Here is a 17,784-nt window from a genome sequence, read left to right as displayed (position 1 = left end):
AGGGTCAGTTACACAAAATGAAGTTTTTATTTTGCTTCAAGCCAAGCTGCTAAATCAGCCATCACTGGAGCAAACTTCTCGTTAAGTGGCGCGCCACCTTGTGCCAAGTCAGGTTTACCACCACCTTTACCACCTAGCTCAGTTGCCAAGTGTTTGATGATGTCACCCGCTTTAATAGAAGCAGTAAAGTCTTTCGCCACAGATGCAATCAAGCTAACCTTGTCACCCTCTACACCTGCAAGAACAATGACTGCATTTTCTAATTTTGATTTCACACCGTCGTGCAGGTTACGTAATGCTTTTGCATCCATATTCTGAACAGTAGTGATTAATGTTTTACGGCCTGCAAGCTCTTGAACCTGACTTAAAAGTTCACCGGCTTGTAAGCTTGCCAATTTTTGATTCAGCTGTTCGATCTGTTTTTGCAATTGATGTGCAGTGTCCACCACAGCTTCAACTTTTTCGACTGTTTGATGGTTCTGTGCTTTTAACAAACCATTGATGTATTGAACATCACGATCGACTTTCTGTACGACTTCAACCGCTTTAGTACCAGTTACGGCTTCAATACGACGTACACCTGCTGCTACACCACCTTCAGAAGTGATTTTGAACAGACCAATGTCACCTGTACGTTTCACATGAATACCGCCACACAGCTCGATCGAGAAGTTTTTCTCGTCAATCACTGAACCCATAGACAATACGCGAACTTCTTCACCGTATTTCTCACCGAACAGCATCATCGCACCTTTGGCTTTCGCAGATTCGATGTCGAGCAGTTCAGTCGTAACAGGCGTATTGGCAATCACTTCAGCATTGACAAGACGTTCAATTTCTTGCAACTGTTCAAAAGTTACAGGCTGATCGTTAACAAAGTCGAAACGCAGAACGTCAGACGCAACCAATGAACCTTTTTGTTGTACGTGTGAACCCAGGATTTGACGTAGGGCAGCGTGGAGCAAGTGAGTTGCAGAGTGGTTACGAGCAGTTGCAGCACGAATCTCGGCTTTAACCATTGCTTCAACGTTTTGAGTAACTTTAAGGTTACCCATAGTCACGATACCTTGGTGAACGAATGCACCACCAGATTTTTTGGTATCTTGAACTTCAAAGATACCTGTATCGTTTTTGAAGAGCCCTGTATCACCGATCTGACCACCGCTTTCTGCATAGAAAGGAGTTTGGTTCAGAACAATCAGTGCTTCGTCGCCTTCAACCACTTCGTCAACCTGTTCGCCATCTTTGTAGATCGCGATGATTCGACCTTCGCCTGCTGTTGCGTCATAACCTTCAAACTGAGTTTCGCCTTCAACTTTAACAACGCTGTTATAGTCGATTGCGAATTTACCTGCATCACGTGCACGTTGACGTTGAGCCGCCATTTCTTTTTCAAAGCCAGCTTCGTCAATGGTTAAATCACGTTCACGTGCGATATCTGCTGTAAGGTCAGTTGGGAAGCCATAAGTGTCATAAAGTTTGAATACGATTTCACCTGGAATCACAGAACCTTTCAGATTTGACAATTCGCCTTCAAGCAATTTCAGACCTTGCTCAAGTGTTTTAGCAAACTGTTCTTCTTCTTTCAGCAAAGCGGCTTCGATACGTGCTTTGTTTGCTTCAAGTTCAGGATAAGCTGCGCCCATCACATCAATTAAAGGCTGAAGCATTTTGTGGAAGAATGAACCAGTCGCACCCAGTTTGTTACCATGACGAACTGCACGACGGATAATACGGCGCAGTACATAACCACGACCTTCATTTGAAGGGTTCACGCCATCTGCAATCAGGAAGCAGCATGAACGTGCATGGTCAGCAACCACTTTAAGTGAAGCAGGGTATTCAACCGGTTTGTTTTCAGCTTGTGCTTTCGCTTCAATGTCTGAAGTATCTAGACCGATAATTTCAGCAGCAGCTTTTAACAGGTTTTGGAACAGGTCGATTTCATAGTTAGAGTTGACGTGTTGCAGAACCGCAGAAATACGCTCAAGGCCCATACCTGTATCAACAGAAGGTGCAGGAAGAGGGTGCAGGACGCCATCCGCAGTGCGGTTGAACTGCATGAATACGTTGTTCCAGATTTCAATGAAACGGTCGCCATCTTCTTCAGGCGTACCAGGCAAGCCACCCCAGATGTGCTCACCGTGATCATAGAAGATTTCAGAACATGGACCACAAGGACCGGTATCGCCCATTGCCCAGAAGTTATCAGAAGCGTATTTCTCGCCTTTATTATCACCAATGCGGATAATGCGGCTGGCATCTAGACCAACTTCTTTATTCCAGATGTCAAAAGCTTCGTCATCAGTGTGATACACAGTTACGTACAATTTGTCTTTAGGCAGAGCCAGCCATTTGTCGCCGGTCAGGAATTCCCAGGCAAACTTAATTGCATCACGTTTGAAGTAATCACCAAACGAGAAGTTACCCAGCATTTCAAAGAATGTGTGGTGACGAGCTGTGTAGCCAACGTTATCTAAGTCGTTGTGTTTACCACCTGCACGTACACATTTTTGTGAAGATGTTGCACGAACGTAGTCACGTTTTTCCAGACCCAGGAAGCAGTCTTTAAACTGGTTCATACCAGCATTGGTAAACAATAATGTTGGGTCGTTGGCAGGAACCAGAGAACTCGACGCGACACGTGTATGCCCTTGCGATTCAAAGTAGCTTAAAAAAGCTTCGCGAATTTCAGCTGATGTCATAAAACGAGTACTCACAACCAAGTCACTCCATAATTTCCGATTTGGCTAAAAACATCACAGTCTGACAAGAAGGTTGGTTCTCTGCTGCAATGCGGGGCTTAAATATTTAAAAACGCCAAATTATAACGGAAAATGCCTGTTCAACCAATGATTTTCATATTTATAGATCATAAAACTATAAGGAATGAATATTGGAAAAATCAGAAAAATGCCCTGCAAAATCAAAAGCTATTGTCATTACAGCAATTTATCTTAATTCACGCTGATAGAAAGACTGGATTGCTTCAAGTAAAGTATGAATTTTTCGATGAAATATTGGACATTCTGTGTAATTTTTAGTGGATTTAGCTGAATAGTTATCAGTCAGCTGGATAATTCCATTAATATAGGCGCACAAAGTTTTATGCCGCAGTAGGGAATGTCGATGCAACGTATCGCAATTAATGGTTTTGGACGAATCGGACGCAATGTGTTGCGTGCATGGTTTGAAAATCCGAAAGATTTTAATTTTGACATCGTTGCCATTAATGACGTTGCCGACGTTGAAACCTTATTGCATCTATTTAAATATGATTCTACTCATGGTCGTTTCCCGGGGCAGGTTGATCTGACTTATGAAGATGAGTATGCCTACCTGCATGTCACTTATCGCGATGCCTATCAGAAAGTTCAGGTGTTAAGACAAGCGAATCCGGTGGACATGCCATGGCATGAACTGAATATTGATGTGGTATTGGAATGTACCGGCCTGTTCCGTTCGCGTGAGGCTGCGACTCAGCATATTACTGCCGGGGCAAAACGGGCCATTATCGGTGCTGCACCGTTTGATACAGTGGATGCCGCAATTGTCTATGGCGTCAACCATTGTGATGTCAAAGAAAGTGACCAGATTATTTCCAGTGTTTCTTGTACTACGCAGGCATTGGTACCTCTAGTCAAAATCATTGATGATGCCTTTGGTATTGAGACTGCACTGATGACTGAAATTCACGCAGTGACAGCGGATCAGTCAGTACTGGATCATGCCCATCGTGATTTAAGACGTGCCCGAGCTTCTGGGCAAAATATTATTCCAACCACATCTTCGGCTTTGGGTGCTTTAAAACGCGTAATGCCGAAGATGGAAAACCGGATTGATGGTTATTCGATTCGTGTGCCAACCATTAATGTAGCGGCCATTGATTTAACCTTTATCTCCCAGTCACCCATTACTGATCATCAGTTGAATGAAGTATTAATGAACGCTGCACGTCAGGATTTTGCTGAAATCATGTCTGTGACAGATGAGCCTCTAGTATCTTCAGACTTTAATCATTCGCCTTACTCATTGATTGTGGATCTGACCCAAACCTTGGTAGTGGGGCATCAGGCCAAAGTATTTGCCTGGTATGATAATGAATGGGGTTATGCCAACCGTTTGCTGGATCTCTGTGAATCCTTTTATACAGATTAAGCTATTTTGAAAGCATCCCAAATGGGGTGCTTTTTTATGCAAGATTAAAAAATTAGAAGAAAATGAATAAAAACTTGAACGTAATTGATCGAAAAGCTCTGGATTTATGCCGAATATTTCTGTGATCTGGATATTTTTTCGTTAAGATAAAGATAATTAAATGGAATAAGAGCAAGCACATGATGTTGATCTGGGGATTTATTATATTACTGACCTTGGCTGTGATTTTTTTGATCTGGCTGCAATTTAATAATAATGAGAGTTCACAAAGTGTGGAAGGCGTGCCAGTTGAGGAAAAAGTGGCGCATCTGGAAGAAAATTTAAAAAAGACCTTGGAAATTATGCAGGATCTGGCGAAAAAAATGCATGTTCAGCAGGAAGTACTGGATCAGACTACGGCTAAACTGCAAAAAGTTGAGCTGCAAAATGCAGAACTGGTAAATCTGCTCGCTAAAGTAGTAGAACCAAAGTCATAAGACCTTTTCATACTGGCTTAGCCTTATATAAAGGATTTAAACCAGTAAGGTTCTTAAAATAGCTGCCGAGGCCATGCTAATCAAAATGGTCGGCAGCATGCCAAAGCGTGATGCAACGAATAGTGTCACCATTATGGCTATCAGATCAGCCGGATCATCTCGTAAAAAATATGGGGTGATCATCGAAATCAGTACACAGCCTGGAATCACTTCCAGAATTTTACGCTGACGTTTGCTCAAAGTTTTATTTTTGAGTAGGACATAGCCAAGTATCCGCGTGCAGTAAGTCGTTAGCGCAACTAATAAGATTGCGATAAAAGTGCTCATCTGGATCATGCTTCATCCTCCTGAATTAGCCAGAAGGCAGCGGCAATGCCAGCAAGCGCACCAATCAGCACATACCAGTTGCCTGGCAGATAGCTATAAGTCAGAGCAGCAAAAATTAAACTGATTAGCCAAGGTCTGGCTTCAGTAAAGCCTTTCCACATACCTTTCAGTAAAATCAGCATAATGGCTGGGAAAGCCATATCAAAACCAAAATAGTGAATATCTCCTAACACCGGCCCAGCCAAAGCACCTAAAGTGGTAAAGCCGACCCAAGCCAGATAAAGAACAATACATAGCCCGGCATAATAAGGCACCAGACTGGCACCGAGCAGAATATAGCGGCTGTTAATGAGAAAAGTAATAAAGATCAAGGTAAGCAGATGAGGTGGATCAGTCCAGGCTTCTAAAACTGCAAATTCGGAACCGCCAGCAAAGTTCAGCCCGGTCAGCAAGGGAACCTCAAGCAGGCTAAAATCTTTTTGTGCTGCTGTTGCACCCAAGACCAGTGCCAGAGGAATTACACCCAATAATAAAGGTATGCAGTCTTTCACACCACGCTGAAACTCACTCAGAGGAGTGGCATCAGAAGGCGTTATACGTGGCTGAAAGGGAGGCCTGAGATGATCGGGTTTTATTCTAGAAGGAGAAAGAAAGTTTATAAGAAATACCGGAGTCTTTGCAGTCCCTTTAAACTCTACCAGAATGATGCTGTTTTCTTGGTCATTTAAGTCTCCACATTGGGTTTTTGTATAGGATTATTTTTAAGCATCTAGTACTGATATTTTATAAATTTTTACCCTTGGATAGATGAGGATTGAATCAAGAATAAGTTTTTCATCATTGTTTTGGTTGGGGAAATATATTAGAAAATCAAGTTGATATGTTGGTTATTAAATTTTATTCAGCCTATTTTCTCTTGATAAGAGGGAGATGATTTGGTTTATCTATCTAAGTCCTTTGTTCAGTCAGAGAAAATTATCAAAATTGCGATGCACAGCCTAAACGATCGTGCTAGACTAGGAGAAATCGGGTGTGCTCCCGATTTTTTTATGCGGTTTATTCCGCGCTGACAAGAATTTAGGTTTACAACATGCCCATTTCAGAGACATGGTTATTACCTGATGGTGTAGCTGATGTATTACCAGAACAAGCGCAAGTCATCGAAAGCCTGCGCCGTCAATCACTGGATTTCCTCGCATCTCGAGGTTATCAGCTGGTGTACACGCCATTTATTGAATACATTGAATCTCTATCTTCTCTCTCAGAATCGAATCAGGATTTAGACTTAGCCACTTTTAAAGTGATCGACCAGCTGTCTGGCCGTTTGCTTGGTGTGCGTGCCGATATGACACCACAAGTGGCTCGTATCGATGCGCATGTACATCCAGTGGAAGGTGTGGCTCGTTATTGTTATGCGGGTACGGTTTTACATACGAAACCTCAAGGATTTAATACCACACGTGCACCATTGCAATTGGGTGCAGAATTATTTGGTTCAGACAGCATTGATGCTGACGTGGAAATGGTTGACTTGATGATCAGCCTGATTCAGGAAGCAGGTTTGGCCGATGGTATCCACCTTGACTTAGGTCATGTGGGGCTGTTCCGTAGTCTGATTGCACAAGCTGGTTTAAGTAAAGCAACCGAACGCCAATTGTCTGATCTTTATCAACGTAAAGCATTGCCAGAACTGGCTGAATTTACTCAAAATCTTAAGTTTGGATCAGACTTCTATACGCTTGGCCGTTTTGCAAGTGACCTGGATGCCTTAAAAACGAATTTAAGTGCTGAAGTATTAGAAAATCCAGCCTTCAAACAGGCATTTGATGCACTGCAAACTACCAAAAATGAAGTTCAGGCACGCTGGCCGAATCTGCATATTGGGATTGATGTCGTTGAATTACGTTCATACCATTATCACACTGGCCTGATGTATGCCGTTTATGCACCGAACCGTGCTGCTGCATTAGCACAAGGTGGCCGTTATGATGGTATTGGTGAGCATTTTGGTCGTGCACGTCCGGCAACCGGTTTCTCTTGTGACTTATATGCTTTAAGTGCAGGCAAGTTTGCTACAGCTAAAGTTGTGGTAGCACCTAAGGGTATAGATGCTGCGCTGTTAAATGCGATTCAGGCAACCCGTGCACAAGGCTTAAGTGTAATTCAGTTATTAGGTAATGATGATTTAAACTCGGTACCGTATGCAACTCACCAGCTGGTGAATGTGGACGGTGAGTGGACTATCAAAACGATTTAATCGCTTTAATTGTTTTACTCAGTGTTCATGTCGCTGAGTGGGACTTTCAACTTTAACAGCATGATGTAATGAGGCTATTATGGGCAAGAATGTTGTGGTACTTGGTACCCAATGGGGCGACGAAGGTAAGGGTAAGATCGTCGACCTGCTCACAGATCAAGCGGCTGCAGTAGTTCGTTATCAAGGCGGACATAACGCAGGTCATACTCTCGTGGTTGGTGGTAAGAAAACTGTATTACACCTCATTCCATCAGGTATTTTACGTGAAAACGTATTATGCTTAATTGGTAATGGTGTGGTTCTTTCACCTGAAGCGCTCATCAAAGAGATGGATATTCTTGAAAAAGAAGGCGTGCCAGTACGTGAACGTCTACGCATTTCTCCAAACTGTCCATTGATTCTTCCGCACCACATCGCACTTGACCAAGCTCGTGAGAAAAAACGTGGTAATGCGAAAATTGGTACAACTGGTCGTGGGATCGGGCCTGCTTATGAAGATAAAGTGGCACGTCGTGCAATCCGTGTTGCTGACCTGGTACGTGGTGGCGAACATCTGAAAGCTCAGCTTGAAGAATTGCTTGAATACCACAACTTCCAATTGACTCAATTCTTCGGTGTTGAAGCAGTTAAAGTTGAAGACGTACTTGCGCTTTGCGACGAATGGCGCAAAGTGATCGAGCCTATGGTTATGGACGTGACTGGTGAACTTCACGCTTACCGTAAAGCTGGCAAGAAAATCATGTTCGAAGGTGCGCAAGGTTCATTGCTTGACGTTGACCACGGTACATACCCGTACGTGACTTCTTCAAACACAACTGCTGGTGGCGTAAGTTCAGGTTCAGGTCTTGGTCCATTACACCTTGACTATGTTCTTGGTATTACTAAAGCATACACCACTCGTGTAGGTTCAGGTCCATTCCCAACTGAGTTGGTTTATGACGCTGCAACAGATACAGGTGATGCAATTGGTAAACATCTGGGTACTGTAGGTTCAGAATTTGGTGCGTCTACTGGCCGTCAACGTCGTTGTGGCTGGTTCGATGCTGAAATCCTGCGTCGTTCAGTAGAAGTGAACTCACTGTCTGGTATTTGCTTGACTAAACTTGACGTTCTTGACGGTTTAGAAGAAGTGAAAATCTGTGTAGGTTACGAAGCTGCTGATTCTGGCTGTGTTGGTTCTTCTGATGCGCTTGCATTTGAAACTTTAAAACCAATCTACGAAACTATGCCAGGCTGGAAAGAATCTACTTTCGGTGCGAAATCACTAGATCAATTGCCACAAGCGGCGATTAACTATGTGAAACGTCTTGAACAATTGATTGAATGTCCAATCGACATCATTTCAACTGGCCCAGACCGTGAAGAAACCATTATTCTTCGCCATCCGTTTGATGCTTAATCGCTTAAGCTAAAAATGATAAAAACCCTGTGATTTCACAGGGTTTTTTTATTTGAACGAACTTATAAGAATGATTGAAAACCTGTTTGGATTCTTTATGATGTTTTGACCTTATATATTTGAGAAGGTCATGAAATATAAAAAATTATTGGCGGGGATGGTCATCGCGACCACATTAACGGGGTGTACTACGGTTGCAGATCTGATGGGGGCTGATTCAGCCACATTAAATCTGAGTGCAGCACAAAGCTATAATCAGATGCTGACAGAGGCCAAGCAGAAACAGATTCTGGATACGACATCTGCCACCTATAAAAAAGTAAATCGGGTTTTTCTGAAAATGAAGCCGTATGCAGATCAACTGAATCAGACTGGTCAGAAGTTTGACTGGCAAGTGGCGGTAATCAAATCCAACGAAATTAATGCCTATGTCGCACCAGGTGGCAAGGTGGTGTTCTATACGGGTATTGTTGATACACTAAAACTCACAGACGATGAAGTTGCTGCCATCATGGGGCATGAAATGGTGCATGCGCTTGAGGAACATTCTAAGAATAAGGTAGGAGCGCAAGCACTTACTGATCTGGCAGTAAGTATCGGTAGCAAGTACGTCGGGCAGTCCGCTGGTGGTTATGGTGGGCTACTGCTGGATATGGGTGCTCAATTTGGTGTAGGCTTGCCATTCTCTCGTAATCTGGAAAGCCGTGCCGATAAAGGTGGTCTCATGCTAATGGCACGAGCAGGCTATAACCCGAATGCAGCGATTACTTTGTGGCAAAAAATGAATGCACAAGACAGCCGTGGTAATAGTGTCCTGAATAAATTTACTTCTACACATCCAACGAATGATGACCGAATTGCAGCCTTACAACAGCTGATGCCTGAAGCGATGACGGTATACAAGACTAAGAAATAATTTCGAAATTCAGGACTAAAGTCTTAACGGCAAGTGCTGTGCAGTGGCATGGCGCTTGTTAGAATAAAACAAAATAAAATATGAGTATGCAGGATGCATAAAAATATATCGGGAACGATGTTCTATTCCTTGTTATTCGCGATGGGTGGCGCACCGACCATTGCGATGCTGATCATCCGTGCTCAAACTCAGGATCCTGACATTATTTATGGGGCATTCATTGGCTTGAGCGTGATCATTGCCTGTGTATTGGTACCGGTCATCTTGCTGCAAAATGCTTTTCTATTTTTTAAGCGTAAAAGTGAAATTTTAGAAGAAAAAATTAAACCTTTGTGTCATTTATATTTAGGTTTAAATATTGTCTGTCTGATTTATTGGCTTGCGATACAGTATTGGGGTTAAAATTACATAAAATATAACAAGATGAAGTAATTGTACATTTAGTTGCTCCGGCCTTTAACTTATAATTTTTTACAATGTAAATTAACCTTTTGCTTATGGTGGAGTCACTATAATGAAAAATAAATTCTTGTTAGGTATGGGTGCAGCCGCAGCCATTACTTTGTCTGGTTGTACAACTATTGCCGATATTGCGGGCGCAGATACAGCGACTTTAAATGCTTCAGCCAGCCAAAGCTACAATGCCATGGTGGCAGACGCTAAAGCGAAAGGCCAGCTGGATACCAGTTCAGCGACATATAGTCGTATTAATGCTGTTTTTAACCGTTTAAAACCTTATGCCAACCAGCTGAACCAGACAGGCACTGCATTCCAATGGCAGTTGGCTGTATTGAAATCTGATCAGGTCAACGCTTTTGTGGCACCTGGTGGTAAAGTGGTATTCTATACCGGTATCGTGAACAAGCTGAATCTGACCGATGCTGAGATTGCAGCCATTATGGGTCATGAAATGGTCCATGCCCTAGAAGAGCATGCGAAACAGAAACTTGGTGCACAAGCCCTGACTGATCTGGCATTGGGTATTGGTTTAAATGCAGCGGGCGTAGGACAAGGTGGTGCTGCAGTGGCACAATTGGGTAGCCAGATCGGCATCGGCTTACCTTACTCACGTAACCTAGAAAGCCGTGCTGATCAGGGCGGTTTAACTCTCATGGCGCGTGCTGGCTATAACCCGAATGCAGCGATTACTCTTTGGGAAAAAATGAACAAGCTTGAAGGTGGTAGCAATGGCGCGACTTTCCTGTCTACTCATCCATCGAACAGTCAGCGTATCGCAGCAATGCGTCAAAATCTGCCAGCAGCAATGCAGATCTATAATAAACGTTAATGATTGCGTAATTTGAGTGATCCGTGATTTTAATGATGAAAAGCAGGGCAGTAGTCCTGCTTTTTTTATATTTAAAATCTTAAGGCACTAAAAAAGGCAAAGTTTTCACTTTGCCTTTTTGTGCTAAAGGCCGGGAAGTCTTAGTGGTGGTGACCACCTGCACCGTGTACGTGACCGTGATCAAGTTCTTCTTGAGAAGGTTCACGGATAGACACGATTTCAACTTCGAAGGTTAAATCTTGACCAGCAAGCGGGAAGTTAGCATCAACAACTACGTTGTCACCTTCAACTGCTTTAACAGTTACGATTTGAACGCCGTCATCAGTTTGTGCTTGGAACTGCATGCCTGCCTGGATGTTGTCTACGCCTTGGAACATTTGTTTAGGCACTTCTTGCACTAGCTCTGGGTTATATTCGCCATAACCTTCAGCAGCAGGAACATTTACAGTGAATTTTTCACCAACAGTTTTGCCTTCTAAAGCTTTTTCTAAACCAGGGATGATGTTACCTGCACCGTGCAAATAGGCAAGTGGTTCACCTTGAGATTTGTCGAGAGTTTCGCCCTCTGCGTTAGTCAATGTGTAGTGGAAAGAAACCACGAGGTTATTTGCAATAGCAGTCATATTAATTGATCCATTCAATTTTTTAAGGGTACATCATAAAGTGAAATTGTATTTTTGTAGACTAAAAATAGCAAAAAAATGCAATTTGACATGTTTAATGACGATTTTTTTATATATGAGGACAATATTTACAATTTCAATGCAATTTCAGCTTGGGTGCAATTTTTCGTGTAACAAAGTCTTTGGCAGTTAACAGGCCAGCATGGGTATAGCCATGAATGGTGGCCTGATGAATCCGGTACAGGGATACATACATGGATTTCGCGACAAAGCCTTGAATATTGACCTGACCCAATAATTCACCGACAGCACTGTTTTGACTTAAAGACACTAATGAGCCTTTGTCAGAAAACTTGAACATCGGTAAATAGCTTTCGCCATTAATGCGTGCTTTTAAGGCTTTGACCAGAAAAGCGGCCTGCTGGCTGGCGACCTGTGCACGGGGGCCTAAAACTGGTTGATCTGCTTCAGGCTGACAGTGAGCACAATCACCAAAAACGAAAATATCCGGGTCTGACAGAGTTTGCAGAGTTGCATAAACTTTTAGGCGATTAATATTGTCTTTTTCCAGCTCCTTAAGTTTTGCCAGAACTTCAGGGGCTTTAATTCCAGCAGCCCAAACCTTAATTTCAGCTTCGAGGCTTGAACCATCAGCAAAGTAAATCTGGTCTTCATCGACTTTAGCGACCCTATGACTGGTTAATACCTCAATACCTAGACGATCGAGTTGCTCCATGGTGTGTTCAGCCATTTTCTCAGACAGTGCAGGTAAGATCCGATCAGCGGCTTCAATCAAAGTGATTTTGACTTTATTTGGATCAATCTTGTTCAGACCATATTTAAAAAAGTTTTGTTTGGCGATCACCAGCTCGGCAGCCAGTTCTACACCAGTTGCACCGGCTCCAATAATGGCAATTTTAAGCTCACGGGAAGAGGTTTGATTTTGAGCATTGAGATAAAGATGTAGCAGATCCTGCTGGAAGACATCGGCCTGCTGGCGGCTGTCGAGAAAATGACAGTATTGGGCAACACCTTCAGTATTGAAATCATTGGAAGTGGAACCTAGTGCTAACACTAGCGTGTCATAGCTGATGTGTTTCTTCTGTTTAGGCTGAGCTTTTTTAGAAAAATAATCTGTTTCCAGAATAATTTCTTTAGCCTCACGATCCAGATCAATAAATGTTCCCAGCACAAAGTGATAATGATGAGCTGCAGCATGACTAAAATAATTGGTTTCTTCTGCATGCGGATTAAGCGTACCTGCAGCAATTTCATGCAATAAGGGTTTCCAGATATGCGTCAGTTTCTGATCTACTAGGGTGATATGTGCTTTGCCACTCTTGCCTAAGGTTTCGCCCAATTGAGTAGCCAGTTCCAATCCACCTGCGCCACCACCTACAATTACGATTCGATGTGCTGTCATATATTATTAACCTATTTATTTTTCTAATAAAAATAAGAGAAATTTAGACCAAATATACTATGGCATGGGCAGCAGGCCGTCTTGATTAGAATTGTTATACAAATTACAAAACGTAGCAATTATGTCAGAAGAGGTAAAATTGACGAGAGAAAGAAGAAATTCTAAGGAGAGAGTTAGAAGGCAAATGAGAAGCCTTCTAACTGTATTCAGCGCTTATTTCTGGATTGGATAGAGTTTGGCACTTGGTGCACTTTCTGCAAAGATGCCAAAGAAGCTAGATAACCAGCTCAGGAATTTCTGGAAGAAACCTGCTTCTTCAAGTTCGACCATATCTTCAATCTGGATGGTACGAATAAGCTGATTATTCTGATAGACATGAATTGTCGCCAATGGCATCACTTTGGCCATAGGTGCAATCAGTTCAGAAGCATTCATTTCTACATTAATATGGGTCTGGGTTTCATGTAGCGGTTCAATGCTTTGCATTACACCATCACCTGTATTCAACATCACTCGTTGATGGTTTTGATCGAACTGGTTCAGGTCAATGGCATAATTCTGATCATATAAAGAGGTGGTAATAATCTGCGGCTGTTTAGTCTCAACCTTAAACATTTTCAAAGTCGATTTGATCACCGGTAATTCAGCTAGTAGCTGTTTGTCTTTAATGGCGACTTCATTGCGGGTATAGGTATATGCCAGATTCATTAGCTTGTGGGATACTTCAGCACGTTTGGCAGCACTTTTGGTACCTAGAACTACCACGATCAAACGACGGTGGGGCAGTTCCATATCATAAGTCGGACGATTGGCGGTAAGCGCCAGGTTATAACCGGCTGCGCGAGTAAAGCCCGTTTTTAAACCATCGACACTTGAGTCCACCTGCAACACGCGGTTAGTGGCACGGTGAAAATGGTTGTTATAGCTAAAACTTGGCTGCTTGGAATAATATAGATAGTCCGGAGTCTGATTAACCACAGCTGCCGACAAACGCGCCAAATCGGCTGCAGTAGAATAATGCTCAAGCATGGTAATGCCGGCCGGATTCTGGAAATGGGTATGTACCATGCCCAAAGCTTTTGCTTCCCGATTCATTCGCTCGACAAAGCTTGGAATATCACCTGAAATTTTTTCTGCCAATGTCACAGCAGCATCATTCGCCGACATGATAATCAGGCCCGCTAGAAGCTGATCAATCGAAATCTGCTCACCTTCTTTCAGGTACATTTGTGACTCATCCCACATCACTGTTTTCACAATCGGCGTTGCAGTTAATACTTCACTTTTATCCAATTTACCAGCCTGGATTTCCTTGAGTGCAATATAAGCGACCATCATTTTGGTGAGGGAAGCAGGTGCACGTTGAACATCGGCATTGTGTTCGGCAATGACCTGACCTGATTGTGAGTCAAGAATGGTCCAGGCTTCTGCTTCAACGCTTTCAGGCAAAATATTCAGAAGGGCAGCATATGAAATTGCAGGCACAAACAGGCTGAGAACTGCAAGCAGTGAGATGATGTATTTCAAAGATGTTCCTTAATAACCAACCGGTCGATGAACGATTTAATTTTCACGCATGCTATGCCTTTTTTTTAAAGATAGCTAGTCAGAAATGTAGACAAATGCGACAGCTAAGCAATACTGGCCTAAAAAATGCTAAGCTAAGCTATAACTCATTTATTTGTATTTTATATCGCCCATTATGTTGCATTATCAAATCGAATTTGACGATTATCGTCAGCACCTTATTCACGTAACTCTTCGCTTTTTAGCAGACCCAACGCAAGTCCTTTCTTTACCGACCTGGATTCCGGGCAGTTACTTGATTCGCGAGTTCTCAAAGCATATTGAGGCGGTCAAGGCTTATGATGAGGATGGACGCCAGCTACAAATCCAGAAGTTTGAAAAGAATAAATGGTGTTTATTCAATACGGATCATGAACTGATTACTGTGGAATACGATGTCTACGCGTATGACCTGTCTGTTCGTGGTGCATATGTGGATCAAAACCGTCTCTATGTGAACCCGGCTTGTGCATGTTTGGGGTTGGAAGGTCAGGAAGATAAAGAAATTGAAGTTGAAGTATTCCTGCCGGATGAGCTGAAACATTTCCAGCTTGCGACGGGTATGCAGGCCAAAAGTCTGGTCAAAGGTCGCTATACCTTAAAAGCAAAAAACTATGCTGAACTGATTGATGCACCGTTTGAACTGGCAGAGCAGACCCGTTTCAGTTTTGAAGCCAATGGCATTCCGCATGAGTTTGTGGTGTCAGGCAAACATGCGATGAATGAACAGCGTATGAAGCAGGATATTGAGAAAATCTGTGCGACAGAAATTTCCATGTTCGGTTCTGCACCATTCAATGATTATACCTTTATGACTATGGCAACCGGTAACAGCTATGGTGGTCTGGAGCATCCGAACTCAACCAGTCTGATTACACCGCGTGATGACTTCCCTAAAGCAGATGAGCCTGAAGAGCCATCGAAAGATTATCAGCGTTTCCTTGGTCTATGTAGTCATGAGTATTTCCATTCATGGTTAGTTAAATTTATTCGTCCAGAAAACTTCGTGAATTATGACCTGAACAAAGAAGGCTATACCTCTTTGCTTTGGATCTTTGAAGGGTTTACGTCTTATTATGACGACCTGATTCTGCTACGTAGTGGTGTGATCAATCAGGAATCTTATATTGCATTGCTGAAAGCGCAGATTGATCGCTATTTGCAAAACCCGGGACGTTTTATCCAGTCAGTATCTGAGTCTAGCTTTGATGCCTGGGTGAAATTCTATCGTCAGGATGAAAACTCAAACAATGCCGGTACAAGCTACTACAATAAAGGCTGTTTAGTCGCATTGTGTCTTGATCTAGGTCTCCGTCTGCGTGGCTCAAGTCTGGACGCTTTGATGCGTAAGCTTTATGAAAATACGCAAAATGGCATTCAGGTCAATGAACGGACTATCTTTGAGTTATGTCAGGAATTGACAGGTGATAACTGGTTAGAACAGATCAATCATCTGATCAATACTACTGATGAATTGCCATTGGATCAGCTACTACCTGAATTTGGCGTGAGCTATACCCTGAAAAATGATAAGTCATTGCCATTCGGTCTGAAACTTGCAGATAAGCCTGAAGGTGTGCTGGTTCAGTCTGCACGTCGTGATGGAGCAGGGGTGAAAGCGGGCCTTTCAGCGAATGATGTAATTGTAGCGATTGATGGCCTTAAAGCAACGATGAAACTTGTCGAGAAATATGCGAAACAGGAAGGTACGTATACTGTCCATGCATTCCGTCGTGATGAGCTGATGACTTTTGAAGTTCAAAATGGTGGTTCTGAACTGACTGAGGTTGAGTTAAAAGTTGAAGATCAAGCTAAAGCCGAGAAATGGTTGAAAGCTTAATCAGAATGTTGCTATTAAAAAAACCGCTGTTAAGACAGCGGTTTTTTATTGGGTTTTTTAGATGATTTATTTAATGATCAGTCGTGAAGTTCCACGGAATTCAGCCACGATTTGATCTTTCTGATTCAGGATCTGAATATCGTAAATACCACTACGACCGCTACTGGCCTTATGTTCAGCTATGGCGATAAGGGTATCACCTAACAAAGCTGGTTTTAAATAATGAATCCCGCAATGTTGGCCGACTGCTGGGTGTTCGCCGGTATTGCAGGCAATGGCAAATGCAGCATCAGCTAATGCAAAAATCACAGCGCCGTTACAGGTTTGATGTCCCTGTAAATGTTGTTCAGTCACTTTAAGTTCAATCTTCGCATGATTGTGGTTATAGGAAATTAGATGTGCACCGAGATACTGAATTAATCGGTCCTGGTTAAACATTTGATTCACTTGCTGATCCATTGCAAAACTCCTTTTTAGATACACTTTATTTTAAAAATAATAATTATGTGAATCATAAATAGCATTTCAGGAGATAAATAACAAGCGAAAGCCAGATGAATGATAAAATGCAGCTGTTTTACACATCAAAATAAAGCGCCATGAAAATGACGCTTATAGATAATAAGGATTAGTTGCCACGATAGGTTGAATAACCATAAGAGCTCAGTAATAAGGGAATATGATAGTGCTCTAGAGTACCGTCAATCGTAAATACCACAGGCACTTCAGGGAAGAAGGTGCGTTGATTATTGGTCTTAAACCAGTCACCGGTTTTGAAGGTCACTTTATAGATGCCTTTCTGTAAAGCAGTATCTTTAGGATAAAGCTCTTTAATACGGCCATTGGCATCTGTTTTTAACTCATTCAGTTTTATCCACTTGTCACCTTGCTGAGCTTCCAAAATCACCGCGACATTGGCGGAAGGCAGACCAGTTTCCTGATTCAGCACATGCACACTTAAAGGATTCTGTGCAAAAGAAAAGCTTGCTGTCGCCGTTAGAAGAGCACCAAAAATAATTTTTTTCATGGGTCTGTTCCTATTCAATAGATGGATAAAATTAAAGTTGTTTTAAAGTATGTTGAATGCCTTGTACGGCACACTGATGATCCTGTTCAGAGCCACCAGAGCCTGCAACACCAACAGCGCCAATGAGCTGGTTTTTATAAACCACAGGTACCCCGCCGCCCAGTAATAACAATTCATCCAAGGTATTTAAATTCTGTGCATTCGGGTTCTTTTGTGCATGACGCATAAAATCCAATGTACTTGTCTTAGTCGAGTATGCAGTAAAGGCTTTACGCTGTGATGCAGTTAAATTGTGAATTCCGACAGATTCATGCCGTTGACTGGCCAGAACATTGCCGCCTTGATCCAGTACCGTGACTGCAGCGGGTTTGCTGGCTTTCTGACAAGTTTGCATGACATTCTCAGCAAGTTGGTTTGCTGTGTTCAAGTCCATAATATAGGCCGTTTTTAATTCAGCATGGCTTAAGCTGACCATCGCTAAGCT

The 17,784-nt window shown here is 42.6% G+C and carries 17 protein-coding genes; 8 read left to right on the top strand and 9 right to left on the bottom strand.

Annotated features, from left to right (window positions below; translation table 11 throughout):
• Positions 1–26: 26 nt before the first annotated feature.
• Entirely contained in the window at positions 27–2,720 is a 2,694-nt protein-coding gene (gene alaS / locus B3J29_RS14200) for an alanine--tRNA ligase (RefSeq protein ID WP_214002068.1), read from the bottom strand.
• 409 nt (positions 2,721–3,129) lie between these two features.
• Between alaS and B3J29_RS14195 the strand changes: the two genes are divergently transcribed.
• On the top strand, positions 3,130–4,158 hold the full coding sequence (locus B3J29_RS14195; protein ID WP_214002069.1) for a type I glyceraldehyde-3-phosphate dehydrogenase: 1,029 nt from the start codon (positions 3,130–3,132) through the stop codon (positions 4,156–4,158).
• 179 nt (positions 4,159–4,337) lie between these two features.
• Positions 4,338–4,634 (top strand): hypothetical protein, encoded by a 297-nt coding sequence (locus B3J29_RS14190; RefSeq protein WP_005236433.1) that lies wholly within the window; start codon positions 4,338–4,340, stop codon positions 4,632–4,634.
• A 36-nt stretch (positions 4,635–4,670) separates the two neighbouring features.
• On the opposite strand, the gene B3J29_RS14185 is transcribed toward B3J29_RS14190, so the two are convergent.
• Both B3J29_RS14185 and B3J29_RS14180 read right to left on the bottom strand, forming a co-directional pair.
• Positions 4,671–4,970, bottom strand: a complete 300-nt coding sequence (locus B3J29_RS14185; protein ID WP_034170712.1) for an AzlD family protein — start codon at positions 4,968–4,970, stop codon at positions 4,671–4,673.
• On the bottom strand, positions 4,967–5,557 hold the full coding sequence (locus tag B3J29_RS14180) for an AzlC family ABC transporter permease (RefSeq protein WP_214002300.1): 591 nt from the start codon (positions 5,555–5,557) through the stop codon (positions 4,967–4,969). The genes B3J29_RS14185 and B3J29_RS14180 overlap by 4 nt, the downstream gene beginning before the upstream one ends.
• 494 nt (positions 5,558–6,051) lie before the next feature.
• On the opposite strand from B3J29_RS14180, the gene B3J29_RS14175 reads away from it, so the two are divergent.
• The 5 genes from B3J29_RS14175 to B3J29_RS14155 all read left to right on the top strand — a co-directional run bounded on the left by B3J29_RS14175 (position 6,052) and on the right by B3J29_RS14155 (position 10,821).
• Complete coding sequence (locus tag B3J29_RS14175; RefSeq protein WP_214002070.1) at positions 6,052–7,218, top strand: ATP phosphoribosyltransferase regulatory subunit; 1,167 nt, start codon at positions 6,052–6,054, stop codon at positions 7,216–7,218.
• 79 nt (positions 7,219–7,297) lie between these two features.
• A complete protein-coding gene (locus B3J29_RS14170) occupies positions 7,298–8,617 on the top strand; it encodes an adenylosuccinate synthase (protein WP_004784184.1) in 1,320 nt (439 codons plus the stop codon).
• A 130-nt stretch (positions 8,618–8,747) separates the two neighbouring features.
• On the top strand, positions 8,748–9,533 hold the full coding sequence (locus B3J29_RS14165) for a M48 family metallopeptidase (RefSeq protein ID WP_214002071.1): 786 nt from the start codon (positions 8,748–8,750) through the stop codon (positions 9,531–9,533).
• Between the two features lie 93 nt (positions 9,534–9,626).
• Positions 9,627–9,935, top strand: a complete 309-nt coding sequence (locus B3J29_RS14160) for a hypothetical protein (RefSeq protein WP_004784177.1) — start codon at positions 9,627–9,629, stop codon at positions 9,933–9,935.
• Positions 9,936–10,047: 112 nt separating this feature from the next.
• Complete coding sequence (locus B3J29_RS14155; RefSeq protein ID WP_005236423.1) at positions 10,048–10,821, top strand: M48 family metallopeptidase; 774 nt, start codon at positions 10,048–10,050, stop codon at positions 10,819–10,821.
• A gap of 140 nt (positions 10,822–10,961) precedes the next feature.
• Here the strand turns inward: B3J29_RS14155 and slyD are convergent, their stop codons facing one another.
• The 3 genes from slyD to B3J29_RS14140 all read right to left on the bottom strand — a co-directional run bounded on the left by slyD (position 10,962) and on the right by B3J29_RS14140 (position 14,394).
• The gene (slyD, locus tag B3J29_RS14150; protein WP_004784172.1) at positions 10,962–11,444 is read right to left on the bottom strand and encodes a peptidylprolyl isomerase; all 483 of its coding nucleotides are present in this window, start codon (positions 11,442–11,444) and stop codon (positions 10,962–10,964) included.
• Between the two features lie 136 nt (positions 11,445–11,580).
• Positions 11,581–12,867, bottom strand: a complete 1,287-nt coding sequence (locus tag B3J29_RS14145) for an NAD(P)/FAD-dependent oxidoreductase (protein WP_034170708.1) — start codon at positions 12,865–12,867, stop codon at positions 11,581–11,583.
• A 213-nt stretch (positions 12,868–13,080) separates the two neighbouring features.
• Positions 13,081–14,394 carry a D-alanyl-D-alanine carboxypeptidase PBP6B gene (locus tag B3J29_RS14140; RefSeq protein WP_214002072.1) on the bottom strand — a complete coding sequence of 438 codons (1,314 nt, stop codon included), beginning with the start codon at positions 14,392–14,394 and terminating at the stop codon, positions 13,081–13,083.
• A gap of 175 nt (positions 14,395–14,569) precedes the next feature.
• On the opposite strand from B3J29_RS14140, the gene B3J29_RS14135 reads away from it, so the two are divergent.
• Positions 14,570–16,273: a M61 family metallopeptidase gene (locus tag B3J29_RS14135; protein ID WP_214002073.1), complete on the top strand. Its 1,704-nt coding sequence runs from the start codon at positions 14,570–14,572 to the stop codon at positions 16,271–16,273.
• A gap of 66 nt (positions 16,274–16,339) precedes the next feature.
• Here the strand turns inward: B3J29_RS14135 and paaI are convergent, their stop codons facing one another.
• From paaI to B3J29_RS14120, 3 genes are all read right to left on the bottom strand, one after another.
• The gene (gene paaI / locus B3J29_RS14130) at positions 16,340–16,732 is read right to left on the bottom strand and encodes a hydroxyphenylacetyl-CoA thioesterase PaaI (protein ID WP_004784165.1); all 393 of its coding nucleotides are present in this window, start codon (positions 16,730–16,732) and stop codon (positions 16,340–16,342) included.
• A gap of 169 nt (positions 16,733–16,901) precedes the next feature.
• The gene (gene uraH / locus B3J29_RS14125) at positions 16,902–17,300 is read right to left on the bottom strand and encodes a hydroxyisourate hydrolase (RefSeq protein ID WP_034170705.1); all 399 of its coding nucleotides are present in this window, start codon (positions 17,298–17,300) and stop codon (positions 16,902–16,904) included.
• Between the two features lie 31 nt (positions 17,301–17,331).
• Entirely contained in the window at positions 17,332–17,775 is a 444-nt protein-coding gene (locus B3J29_RS14120; protein ID WP_228301758.1) for a GlcG/HbpS family heme-binding protein, read from the bottom strand.
• Positions 17,776–17,784 lie beyond the last annotated feature (9 nt).

The sequence above is a fragment of the Acinetobacter sp. UBA5984 genome, from assembly GCF_002429925.1.
GTDB lineage: Bacteria > Pseudomonadota > Gammaproteobacteria > Pseudomonadales > Moraxellaceae > Acinetobacter > Acinetobacter variabilis.
This window is presented reverse-complemented; position numbering and strand designations above follow the sequence as displayed.

Excerpts from the sequence above, each read along its gene's own strand:
- paaI (WP_004784165.1), bottom strand. The coding sequence starts at position 16,732 with ATGGATCAGCAAGTGAATCAAATGTTTAACCAGGACCGATTAATTCAG.
- B3J29_RS14120 (WP_228301758.1), bottom strand. The coding sequence starts at position 17,775 with ATGGTCAGCTTAAGCCATGCTGAATTAAAAACGGCCTATATTATGGAC.
- uraH (WP_034170705.1), bottom strand. The coding sequence starts at position 17,300 with ATGAAAAAAATTATTTTTGGTGCTCTTCTAACGGCGACAGCAAGCTTT.
- B3J29_RS14155 (WP_005236423.1), top strand. The coding sequence starts at position 10,048 with ATGAAAAATAAATTCTTGTTAGGTATGGGTGCAGCCGCAGCCATTACT.
- B3J29_RS14135 (WP_214002073.1), top strand. The coding sequence starts at position 14,570 with ATGTTGCATTATCAAATCGAATTTGACGATTATCGTCAGCACCTTATT.
- slyD (WP_004784172.1), bottom strand. The coding sequence starts at position 11,444 with ATGACTGCTATTGCAAATAACCTCGTGGTTTCTTTCCACTACACATTG.
- B3J29_RS14145 (WP_034170708.1), bottom strand. The coding sequence starts at position 12,867 with ATGACAGCACATCGAATCGTAATTGTAGGTGGTGGCGCAGGTGGATTG.
- B3J29_RS14195 (WP_214002069.1), top strand. The coding sequence starts at position 3,130 with ATGCAACGTATCGCAATTAATGGTTTTGGACGAATCGGACGCAATGTG.
- B3J29_RS14170 (WP_004784184.1), top strand. The coding sequence starts at position 7,298 with ATGGGCAAGAATGTTGTGGTACTTGGTACCCAATGGGGCGACGAAGGT.
- B3J29_RS14190 (WP_005236433.1), top strand. The coding sequence starts at position 4,338 with ATGATGTTGATCTGGGGATTTATTATATTACTGACCTTGGCTGTGATT.
- B3J29_RS14160 (WP_004784177.1), top strand. The coding sequence starts at position 9,627 with ATGCATAAAAATATATCGGGAACGATGTTCTATTCCTTGTTATTCGCG.
- B3J29_RS14175 (WP_214002070.1), top strand. The coding sequence starts at position 6,052 with ATGCCCATTTCAGAGACATGGTTATTACCTGATGGTGTAGCTGATGTA.
- B3J29_RS14185 (WP_034170712.1), bottom strand. The coding sequence starts at position 4,970 with ATGATCCAGATGAGCACTTTTATCGCAATCTTATTAGTTGCGCTAACG.
- B3J29_RS14165 (WP_214002071.1), top strand. The coding sequence starts at position 8,748 with ATGAAATATAAAAAATTATTGGCGGGGATGGTCATCGCGACCACATTA.